The organism is Kitasatospora sp. NPDC057542 (assembly GCF_042801945.1).
In the GTDB taxonomy this organism is placed as follows: Bacteria; Actinomycetota; Actinomycetes; order Streptomycetales; family Streptomycetaceae; genus Kitasatospora.
Window position 1 is genome coordinate 1 of sequence record NZ_JBHVFE010000039.1, and the last position, 9,427, is coordinate 9,427.

The following is a 9,427-nucleotide window of genomic DNA, read 5'->3' on the forward strand; positions in this document are numbered from 1 at the left end:
GTATAAGAGACAGCGTCAGCCCAGCGGCGCCCGGGGAACGATCACCGGAGCGCCGTCGCCCGGCGCCGCGAGCACATGGCTGTCGATGTCGTACAGCGCCCGCACCAGCGGGGCGTCCACCACCTCGCGCGGCGGCCCGCAGGCCACCACCGCACCGTCCCGCAGCGCGACCAGCAGGTCCGCGTAGCGGGCGGCCGCCGCGAGGTCGTGCAGCACCATGACCACCGTCCTCCCGCCCGCCGCGACCCGGCGGACCAGCTCCAGCACCTCCACCGCGTGCCCGAGGTCGAGCGCACTGGTCGGCTCGTCGAGCAGGACCACCGGGGTGTCCTGGGCGAGCACCATGGCCAGCCAGCAGCGCTGGCGCTGCCCCCCGGAGAGCCGGTCGAGGCGGCGGTCGGCGAGGTCCTCGACGCCGGTGGCGCGCAGGGCCCCGGCGGTCAGCCGCTCGTCCTCCGCCGACCACTGGCGGAACAGCCCCTGGTGCGGGTGGCGGCCGTAGCGGACGAGTCCGGTGACGGTGACGGCCTCCGGGGCCTGCGGGCTCTGCGGCAGCAGCGCGACCCGGTGGGCGGCCTGGCGCGGGCGCAACCGCCACACGTCCTCGCCGCCGACCAGGACCCGTCCGGTGTCCGGCCGGTGCAGCCTCGCGACGGAGCGCAGCAGGGTGGACTTCCCGCAGCCGTTCGGGCCGACCACCGCCACCACCCGCCCGGCCGGGACGGTGAGGTCGACGCCGCTGAGCACCGGCCGCCCCGGACCGTAGCCGGCGCCGAGCCCCTGGACCGTCAACTCCATGGCACTTCCCCCTGACCGGTGCGGGCTCAGTTGGCGCCGAGCGCCTTGACGATGTCGCCGATGACCACGTCGGCGGCGAGCGGGCCGCCCCGGGTGGACCAGACCGAGCCGTCCACGGTGACGGTGTGGTTGTTCTTCACCGCGCCCAGCTCCTGGTAGGCGGGCTTGGACTGGACCTCCTTGAGCGCGGCCTTGCCGTCGTCGGTCAGGGTGGACAGGAACAGCCAGTCGCCGTCGAGCTCGTCGAGCTTCTCCAGGCTGAGCGCCGGGCTGTGCGCGTTGCCGTCCTTGTCCTGCGCGGCCGGGCGGGTCAGGCCCATGTCGAGGGCCACGCCACTGGCGAACTGCTTCTTCTCCATCCAGCTCGGACCGGTGGGGTTCCAGCGCACGATGGAGACCGCGGCGCCCTTGTTCCCGGCGAGTTCGCCACCCGCCTTGGCGGCCTTGGCCTCGTAGTCGCCGATCACCTTGTCTGCCTGGTCGAGCTTGTTGACGGCGTTGCCGATGCCCCGGAAGGCGAGCTTCCAGTCGTCGGTGGGCGCCATGGTGACCAGCGTGGCGGGGGTGATCTCGCGCAGCTGCTTGAGCACCTGCTCGTCCTGCATGTCGCCGGCCAGGATCAGGTCGGGCTTGGCGGCGATCACCTTGTCCATCACGGGCTGGAGCAGGTTCCCGACCACCGGGACGCCCTGCACCTTGTCCTTGAGGTACGCGGGCGGCTCGGCCAGCCCCTGGCCGTTGGTGATGCCGACCGGCTTGACGCCGAGGGCGAGCACCGCGTCCAGGTCCTCCTGGGTGAGGGTGAGGATCCGCTTGGGCTCGGCGGGGACCTCGACGGCCTTGCCGGTGGCGTCCTTGACGGTCCGCTTGCCGCCGGCACTACCGCCGCCCGCCGCGTCCGCCGCCGGGGAGGCAGCCGTGGAGGAGCCCGAGGAGGAGGAACCGGAGGAGCCGCAGCCGGTGAGCAGGAGCGCGGCCGCCCCGGTGACGGCCAGCGCCTGGGCCGCGCGGCGGCGGACGGGGCTGAGCGGGCGACGGGCGAACGGCATGGGTGCCTCCGGGCAGCGGTGGTACGGGAGTTGAGCGACGTCCGGGCAGCTCGGCACGGTGGAGGTGCCTCTCGGGACGGCTCGATCATTAGGTTAGCCTTACCTTATGACATTGTCGCAAGCCGGCGCCCCCGAAGCGCCCACCGCCACCGCGCCGGAGCCCCGACGGCCCGGGGGCCGCACGGAGGGCGCCCGCCCGACCTGGCCGGCCGTCACGGCGGCGGTGGTGCTCCTGCTCGCCCTGGCCGCGCTCTCCCTGTCGGTCGGCGCCGGCGAGGTCGGCCCCGGCCGGGTGCTGGACTACCTGCTGAACCGCGACGGCGCCCGCGCCGACGGCCGGCTCGCCCTGGTCGTCGGCGACCTGCGACTGCCGCGCACCCTCACCGCCCTGCTGGTCGGCGCCGCGCTCGGCGTCGCCGGGGCGCAGCTGCAGTCCGTCACCCGCAATCCGCTGGCCGAGACCGGCCTGCTCGGGGTCAACGCCGGTGCCTCGCTGGGCGTCGTGCTCGGCATCGCCGTGCTCGGCGTGCAGACCTCCTTCGGCTACCTCGCCTTCGCCTTCGGCGGCGCGGTGCTCGCCAGCACCGTGGTGCTGCTGGTCGCGAGCAGCCGGGGAGGCGGTTCCCCGATGCGGCTGGTGCTCGCCGGCTCCGCCGTCGCGGCGATCTTCCGCGGGCTCACCGACGTGCTGATCGTCAACTCCCCCGAGGCGTACGAACGGTACCGGGTGTGGGTGCTCGGCTCGCTGGCCGGAGTGGAGGGCTGGACGACGCTGCGCCAACTCGCCCCGGTACTCGGCGCCGGGTTCCTGCTCGCCGCGCTCACCACCCGGCCGCTGACCGCGCTCGCCCTCGGCGACGACCTCGCCCGCGGCCTCGGCCATCGGCCCGGCGCCACCCGGGCCGCCGTCGGCTTCGCGGTCACCCTGCTGACCGCCTCGGCGGTCGCACTGGCCGGGCCGGTCGCCTTCCTCGGGCTGCTCTCCGGCTTCCTCGCCCGCACCGTCGCCGGCCCGCGGGTCGGCCGGCTCACCCTGCTCGCCGCGCTGTTCGGCGCCACCGTGCTGACCGGCGCGGACGTGCTCGCCCGGGTGGTGGCCCGCCCCTTCGAGGCACCGGTGTCGGTGATCGTCGCACTGATCGGCGCCCCGGCCCTGATCGCGATCGTCCGCTCCCGGCACTCCGCAGCCCTGGCGATGGCCGACCCCGCCGAGTCGGCACCCTCCGCGCGCCGGGACGAACCGGCCCCGCCCAAACCGGACTTGGCACTGCGGTACGGCGCGTGGTCGCTGCTGGTGCCGCGCCGGGCGCTGCCGGCCTCGCTCGGCCTGGCCGCCGCACTGCTGGCCGCCGTGGTGGTCTCGGCGCACGCCGGGCAGAGCGAACTCGACCTCGCCCGCACCTTCCGGGCGGTGTTCGGCTACGGCGACCGGCTGGACGTGCTGCTGGTGCAGAAGTTCCGGCTCGGCCGGATCGTCGCCGGGCTCGCCGCCGGGGCCGCCCTCGGCCTGGCCGGCTGCCTCACCCAGACCCTCGCCCGCAACCGCCTGGCCACACCCGAACTGCTCGGCGTCAACGACGGCGCGACGGCCGCCGTGCTGATCTCCGCCGGCGTCGCGGGCACCTTCGGCGCCTGGTGGGCGGGACCGCTCGGCGCGCTGGTCGCCGTCCTGGTCGTCACCCTGGCTTCCGGCGGGCTCGGCGCGCGCGGCTACCGGGTGCTGGTGGTCGGGCTCGCCATGTCGGCGCTCGCCTCGGCCGTCATCCAGGTCGCGATGGCCCGGCGCTCGCTCAACTCGGCCGGCTCGCTGTACATCTGGACCAACGGCAGCCTCAACGGGCGGGACCTCTCCGTCGCCACGCCCGTGCTGTTCGGGCTGGCGGTGCTGGTGCCGCTCGCGCTGGTGGTGGCCCGGCGGCTGGCGGTGCTGCGCTTCGACGACAGCGTCGCCTCGGCGCTGGGCGTCGACCCGGGCCGGGTCCGGCTCGCCTGCCTGCTGCTGGCCGTTGCGCTGGCCGGGCTGGCGGTCGGCGTCTGCGGGCCGGTCGGCTTCGTGGCGCTGGCCGCGCCGGTGATCGCCGGGCGGCTGGCCGGGCCCGCGCGGGTACCGGTGCTCGGCTCGGCGCTGACCGGCGCCCTGCTCGTCGTGCTCGCGGACGCTCTGGGGCGGGTGCTGTTCGCCGGGGTGGAGATCCCCGTCGGCATCGTCACCACCGTCCTCGGCGGACCCTTCCTGCTCTGGGTGCTGCTCGGCCGCAAGGGCAGCCCCGCGTGACCACTTCTGGAGACCCCATGGTGAAGACCCCGCTCGTCGTCGTCCCCGACCCCGACGACCCCGCCTACCGCCTGGTCACCTTCGCCCACCGGGACGACGGCTGCGACGGCGTGCTCGCACTGCTGCACACCGTCACCGACAAGGACCGCCACGCCGGCGACCTGACACCTCATCTGATGGAGCGAGGGACAGACGGGGCCTGGTCGATCACCTACCGGCTGCGCGCGGACCACCGCGCCTCCTACCAGCTGTACCCGTTCCGCGGCGAGGCCCCCGGCACCACCCGCCCCGACTGGCTGCGCGTCCTCGACCACGCCCTCCCCGACCCGTACGACACCGAGCCCCGGCTGCCCGCCCGCGGCGGCCGTCACCCCTCCTCGGTGCTCAGCCTGCCCGCCGCGCCCGCGCAGCCGTACGTGCGGCGGCGCGACGGCGTGCCGCGCGGGCGGACACTCCCCCGTACGGTGGCCGGCCGGCGGGTGGACGTCCACCTCCCGGCCGGGCACCGCGCGGACGGCGGCCCGTACCCGGTCGCGGTGCTGCTGGACGGCGAGATGTGGGGCGAGGTGCTGTCCGTCGGCGACACCCTCGACAACCTGACGGCGGACGGCGCGATCCCGCCCACCGTCGCGCTGCTGGTGCACACCATGGGCCCACAACGCCCGGACGACCTCAGCTGCAACCCGGCCTTCGTCGACCTCCTCGCCGACCGTCTCCTCCCGTGGGCCTGCGCGGAGTTCGGCGCGAACGACGACCCGGCCGCCACCGTGATCGCCGGCCAGAGCGCGGGCGGCCTCACCGCCGCCTACGCCGCCTACCGCCGCCCGGAGCGCTTCGGCAACGCGCTGTCCCAGTCCGGTTCCTTCTGGTGGCCCGACGAGACCGAGTTCGACGCGGGCAGCGAATGGCTGACCCGCCGCTTCGCCGCCGAGGAACGACGTGCGGCCCGCTTCTGGATCGAGGTCGGCCTCCAGGAGTGGATGCTCCTCACCCAGAACCGCCACCTGCGCGACGTCCTGACGGCCCGCGGCTACGACCTCGCCTACCGCGAGTTCAACGGCGGCCACGACTACGCCTGCTGGCGCGGCGGCCTGGCGGACGGGCTCGCACACCTGCTCGGATCACCCGGAGGGGTGGTTTCGACCGATTCGCACACCACCGAACCACCGGGCACCTAACGTCGGGAGTCCACACCGGATGACCTTGGGGGGTCAGCGATGAACGCGTCCTCGTCCGCCACTCCGCCGCCGATGTCCTGGCTGTACTGCGGCAACCAGATCAAGCTGTGGCGGACCCGCGCCGGAGTCAGCCGCGAGGCCTTGGCGGCCGAGGCCGGGTACAGCTGTGAGAGCTTGCGGTCGATGGAGGCCGGGCGGCGGAAGCCGTCGCTGCACCTGCTGCGGGTGGCGGACGACATGTGCGACGCGAAGGGAATCCTGGCAGCCGGAGCGCAGTTCCTGAAGCCGGAGAAGTATCCACACTTCGCCGAGGACTTCATGCGGTACGAGGCCGTCGCGATCGTCCACAGCTCCTACGAGAACCAGCTCATCCCGGGACTGCTTCAGACCGAAGAGACCGTCCGGTCACTCCTGCACGCACACTGGCCGCCCATGGACGACGAAACCGTGGAGGAACGCGTCGCTGCCCGCCTTCAACGACAGGAACTGCTGAAGACCCAGACCAAGTCGTTCAACTTCCTGATCGAAGAGCACGTCCTGCGGCACCCGTTCGGGAGTGCCGAGGAGCAACGCCACCAACTTCGTCACCTGCTGACCAGTGGCGAGCCTCGCCACATCGCGATTCAAGTGGTGCCGGACACCGGAGCCCATCCCGGCCTCAACGGTCCTTTCGTCCTTCTTGAGACGCCCGAACATGACCGTCTCGCCTATGAGGAAGGTCAAACGATGGGCCTGCTCTCTTCGGAGCCGGACAAGGTCAACCAGATCTGCCAGCGGCATGAAATGATCCTCAGGAAGGCCCTCAGCCCCGAGGCCTCGGCGGAGTTCATCGGCAAGCTCGCGGAGGAACTATGAGCACCGAACCGGCCTGGTTCAAGTCCAGCCACAGCGGCACCGAAGGCGGCAACTGTGTCGAGGTCGCCCTCACCCCGGGCACCGTCCGCGTGCGGGACTCCAAGGACAAGACCGGCCCCCAGCTCGCCTTCGCTCCCCAGGCTTGGGCCGACTTCGTCGAGTTCGCCCGGAACGTTTCTCCTACGACCGGCTGACGCCGCCACCGGCCCGTGCTAGCGTCCCCGGGGCGGCGCAGCGGTGCCGGCCCCGGACGAGACGTGCGCCGTACCCGGCCTGCCAAGACGACGCACTCTGGAGGCGTCGTGTCCGCTGCCGGTACTCCCGTCACCCGTCCGCTGGACGTGCGATGGATCCACGGTTCCCCGTCCGCGAAGCACAACACCGACCCGGACATCCAGGTCCACGAGTACGACGAGCACACCGTCATCCTGCGCCAGAACAAGGCGGTCCACTACGAGGCGCCGTTCCTGTTCCTGCTGTTCGGGACGGAACGGGCCGTGCTGATCGACACCGGGGCGACGGCCGAGGCCGCGTACTTCCCGCTGCGCGCGACGGTCGACGAGCTGGTGGAGAAGTGGCTCGCCCGCAACCCCCGGCCCGGTGGCGACTATCCGCTGCTGGTCCTGCACACCCACCCGCACGGCGATCACATCGCCGGCGACGGCCAGTTCGCCGACCGGCCGGCGACCACCCTGGTCGGCGGGGAACTCGCCACGGCCTGGCCGTACTTCGGCTTCGACCGGGACGAGGAAGCGGTGGCCCCGGTCGACCTCGGCGGCGGGCGGGTGCTGAAGTGCCTGGCCACCCCGGGACACCACGAGGCGTCGGTCACCTACTACGACCCGTGGACCGGCTTCCTGCTCACCGGCGACACCGTCTACCCGGGGCGGATCTACATCAACGACTGGCCGGCCTTCGGGCGGACCATCGAGCGGTTGGTCGCCTTCGCCGAGAGCCACCCGGTGACGCACGTGCTCGGCTGCCACATCGAGATGACCCGCGAGCCGGGCGTCGACTACCCGATCCGCACCACCCACCAGCCCGAGGAGCCCCCGCTCCAGCTCACCCCGGCCCACCTGCACCGGATCCGGGCCGCCGTCGCCGAACTCGGCGACCGTCCGCGCCGGTACCCGCTGGACGACCTGATCCTCTGGCCGCACGAGTGAGCGCCCGGGGCTCCGGGGCCGGTCAATCCCGGTAGGGCACCAGCCGGGTCAGGTCCAGCTCGAAGCCGAACGGCTCCGGGATGCGGATCTTCTCGCCGAACTCCCGCTCCGTCCGGGTGTGGTAGCGGTCGCGGTTGGGCTCGGAGAACAGCGTCACCGTCTTCTGCCGCGGGTCCACGATCAGATACATCGGAAAGCCCATCCGCGGGTAGTCGCGGACCTTCCCGTTCCAGTCGTTGTCGGGGTTGGACGGCGAGACGACCTCGACCGCGATCAGTGCCAGGTCGGCCGGGATCTCTCGGCCCAGCTCGATCACGTCCTCGGGCAGGTAGGTGAGGTCGGGGTTGCGGACGGAGCCGATCTCGGGCGAGGAGAGGTCGCTGTTCCCGGTCGGGACGTAGCCGGCGGGGCAGTGCGCCTCGAACTGGCGCTGGACGATCGCGAGGTTGAGCTGGTGGATCGACGGCGATGACGCCTGCATGACGATGATGTCGCCCGACAGTTCGACCTTGTAACCATCCGGCAGGCTGCGGCGGGCCTCTTCGAGCAGGCGGTAGTGCTCAGGGTTCATGCGCTCTCCTCCGGTGCTTCCGGCACAGTATCGCGCCGGCGCCGTAGGCTCGGCGGATTGGTGACGCGTGCGGGAGGGGTGGCCCGGGTGGGGCGTGTGGTGGTGACGGGGTCTGCCGGGTTGGTGGGGTCGGCGGTGGTTCGGCTGCTGCGGGAGTCGGGCCGTACGGTGGTCGGGGTGGACCGGGTGAAGTCCCCCGACACCGACGTGGTGGCGGACCTACGGGACGGCGCGGCATGGCGCGGGGCGCTCGCCGGGGCGGAGGCGGTCGTCCACGCGGCCGCGCTGCACGCGCCGCACGTCGGGGTGCGGCCGGATGCGGAGTTCCACGCCGTGAACGTCGGGGCGACCGGGGAACTGCTTTCCGCCGCCGAGGCGGCCGGGGTGCGGCGGTTCGTCCTCACCAGCTCGACCTCGGTGTACGGGCATGCGCTGGTGCCGTCCGACGGCGCGGCGGTCTGGGTGACCGAGGACTTGGTCGCCCGGCCGCGCGACGTCTACGACGAGACGAAGCTGGCCGCCGAGCGTCTGGTGCTCGAAGCGACCGGCATGACCACGGCGTGCCTGCGGATCGCCCGCTGTTTCCCGGAGCCGCCGCCCCTGCTGGCCCGGCACCGCCTCTACCGGGGCGTGGACCTGGCCGATGTGGCGCGGGCGCACCTGCTGGCCGTCGAGAGCGCCACGGCTGCCGGGGTGGTGAACATCGCCGGCCCGTACCCCTGGCGGACCGACGACCTCGCACGTCTTCACCGGGCCCCGGCAGCCCTGATCGCGGAGCGTATGCCGAAGGCGGCGGCCGGGTTCGACCGGCTCGGGTGGGATCTCCCCTCCTCGATCGACCGCGTCTACGTGTCCGAGCGGGCCACCAGGCTGCTGGGCTGTCGACCTCGTCGCACCGTGGCCGACGTGCTGGCCGAAGCAGCCGGACGGCGCGGCTGGTCCGATGGTCGGATCGACCGTCAGGATGGCAGGCATGCCGACTGATCGAACCGCCCGGATCCTGGGAGCCGTTCTCGGGCTCGTGTTCATCCAGACCGGCGCGAGCACGCTGCCTGCGGCAGTCGAGGTGGGGCTGCGGGTGGTGTCGCCGGCCGCGTTCATCGCGCTGATCGGGGCCTGGAACCGGTGGGGTGGCCGGGAGGAGCCGCTGGACCGGACCGGGAGCAGGCCGAAGAACGCCGTCGGACGGAACTACCAGTTCATCCCGGCTGCCGGGGGAGCCGCGATCGTCGTCGGCATCCTGGTGGTCAACCGCCTGCTGCACACCCCGCTGGCGACCGGACCATGGATCGCCACCGTGGTGAGCGCGCACTTCTTCGTCCTGGCGGCGCTCTGGCAGCGGCCCTCGCTGCACGCCCTCGGGGGCGCGATGACGCTGTGCGCGATGGCCGGGCTGGCGCTGGCCTTCGGCGATGCGCCGACGGCCGCCGTCGGCGTGGTCGCCGGGGTCGCCCCGGGATTGCTGCTCCTGGGCTCGCTGTGGCGGTGGTCCGTCCGGGCGCGCGCCGTTCCCGAGCGGACCACCGCCTGAGGGT

10 protein-coding genes and 1 riboswitch are annotated in these 9,427 nt (G+C 73.0%); of the genes, 7 read left to right on the top strand and 3 right to left on the bottom strand.

The window, feature by feature from the left end; genetic code table 11:
• Positions 1-15: 15 nt before the first annotated feature.
• Positions 16-798 carry an ABC transporter ATP-binding protein gene (locus ACFU7Y_RS07870; RefSeq protein WP_224282086.1) on the bottom strand — a complete coding sequence of 261 codons (783 nt, stop codon included), beginning with the start codon at positions 796-798 and terminating at the stop codon, positions 16-18.
• A gap of 26 nt (positions 799-824) precedes the next feature.
• Complete coding sequence (locus ACFU7Y_RS07875) at positions 825-1,847, bottom strand: iron-siderophore ABC transporter substrate-binding protein (protein ID WP_224282087.1); 1,023 nt, start codon at positions 1,845-1,847, stop codon at positions 825-827.
• A gap of 106 nt (positions 1,848-1,953) precedes the next feature.
• On the opposite strand from ACFU7Y_RS07875, the gene fhuB reads away from it, so the two are divergent.
• The 5 genes from fhuB to ACFU7Y_RS07900 all read left to right on the top strand — a co-directional run bounded on the left by fhuB (position 1,954) and on the right by ACFU7Y_RS07900 (position 7,321).
• Positions 1,954-4,122, top strand: a complete 2,169-nt coding sequence (gene fhuB, locus ACFU7Y_RS07880) for a Fe(3+)-hydroxamate ABC transporter permease FhuB (RefSeq protein WP_380766796.1) — start codon at positions 1,954-1,956, stop codon at positions 4,120-4,122.
• Positions 4,086-5,300 (top strand): enterochelin esterase, encoded by a 1,215-nt coding sequence (gene fes / locus ACFU7Y_RS07885; RefSeq protein ID WP_380766822.1) that lies wholly within the window; start codon positions 4,086-4,088, stop codon positions 5,298-5,300. The genes fhuB and fes overlap by 37 nt, the downstream gene beginning before the upstream one ends.
• 72 nt (positions 5,301-5,372) lie before the next feature.
• Entirely contained in the window at positions 5,373-6,155 is a 783-nt protein-coding gene (locus ACFU7Y_RS07890; protein WP_224283366.1) for a helix-turn-helix transcriptional regulator, read from the top strand.
• Positions 6,152-6,349, top strand: coding sequence for a DUF397 domain-containing protein (locus tag ACFU7Y_RS07895; protein ID WP_380766798.1), 198 nt, complete (start codon positions 6,152-6,154; stop codon positions 6,347-6,349). Before ACFU7Y_RS07890 ends, ACFU7Y_RS07895 begins: the two co-directional genes overlap by 4 nt.
• A gap of 29 nt (positions 6,350-6,378) precedes the next feature.
• A riboswitch (guanidine-III (ykkC-III) riboswitch) is annotated at positions 6,379-6,446 on the top strand.
• An 11-nt stretch (positions 6,447-6,457) separates the two neighbouring features.
• Positions 6,458-7,321 (top strand): MBL fold metallo-hydrolase, encoded by an 864-nt coding sequence (locus ACFU7Y_RS07900; RefSeq protein ID WP_380766801.1) that lies wholly within the window; start codon positions 6,458-6,460, stop codon positions 7,319-7,321.
• A gap of 22 nt (positions 7,322-7,343) precedes the next feature.
• Here ACFU7Y_RS07900 and ACFU7Y_RS07905 read toward each other — a convergent pair whose 3' ends face one another.
• The gene (locus ACFU7Y_RS07905) at positions 7,344-7,892 is read right to left on the bottom strand and encodes a Uma2 family endonuclease (RefSeq protein ID WP_380766803.1); all 549 of its coding nucleotides are present in this window, start codon (positions 7,890-7,892) and stop codon (positions 7,344-7,346) included.
• 102 nt (positions 7,893-7,994) lie between these two features.
• Between ACFU7Y_RS07905 and ACFU7Y_RS07910 the strand changes: the two genes are divergently transcribed.
• The gene (locus ACFU7Y_RS07910; protein ID WP_224283370.1) at positions 7,995-8,876 is read left to right on the top strand and encodes an NAD(P)-dependent oxidoreductase; all 882 of its coding nucleotides are present in this window, start codon (positions 7,995-7,997) and stop codon (positions 8,874-8,876) included.
• The gene (locus ACFU7Y_RS07915; protein ID WP_224283371.1) at positions 8,866-9,423 is read left to right on the top strand and encodes a hypothetical protein; all 558 of its coding nucleotides are present in this window, start codon (positions 8,866-8,868) and stop codon (positions 9,421-9,423) included. Before ACFU7Y_RS07910 ends, ACFU7Y_RS07915 begins: the two co-directional genes overlap by 11 nt.
• Positions 9,424-9,427 lie beyond the last annotated feature (4 nt).

Coding starts and splice junctions, on each gene's coding strand:
- ACFU7Y_RS07870 (WP_224282086.1), bottom strand. CDS start 798: ATGGAGTTGACGGTCCAGGGGCTCGGCGCCGGCTACGGTCCGGGGCGG.
- ACFU7Y_RS07875 (WP_224282087.1), bottom strand. CDS start 1,847: ATGCCGTTCGCCCGTCGCCCGCTCAGCCCCGTCCGCCGCCGCGCGGCC.
- fhuB (WP_380766796.1), top strand. CDS start 1,954: ATGACATTGTCGCAAGCCGGCGCCCCCGAAGCGCCCACCGCCACCGCG.
- ACFU7Y_RS07890 (WP_224283366.1), top strand. CDS start 5,373: ATGTCCTGGCTGTACTGCGGCAACCAGATCAAGCTGTGGCGGACCCGC.
- ACFU7Y_RS07895 (WP_380766798.1), top strand. CDS start 6,152: ATGAGCACCGAACCGGCCTGGTTCAAGTCCAGCCACAGCGGCACCGAA.
- ACFU7Y_RS07905 (WP_380766803.1), bottom strand. CDS start 7,892: ATGAACCCTGAGCACTACCGCCTGCTCGAAGAGGCCCGCCGCAGCCTG.
- ACFU7Y_RS07915 (WP_224283371.1), top strand. CDS start 8,866: ATGCCGACTGATCGAACCGCCCGGATCCTGGGAGCCGTTCTCGGGCTC.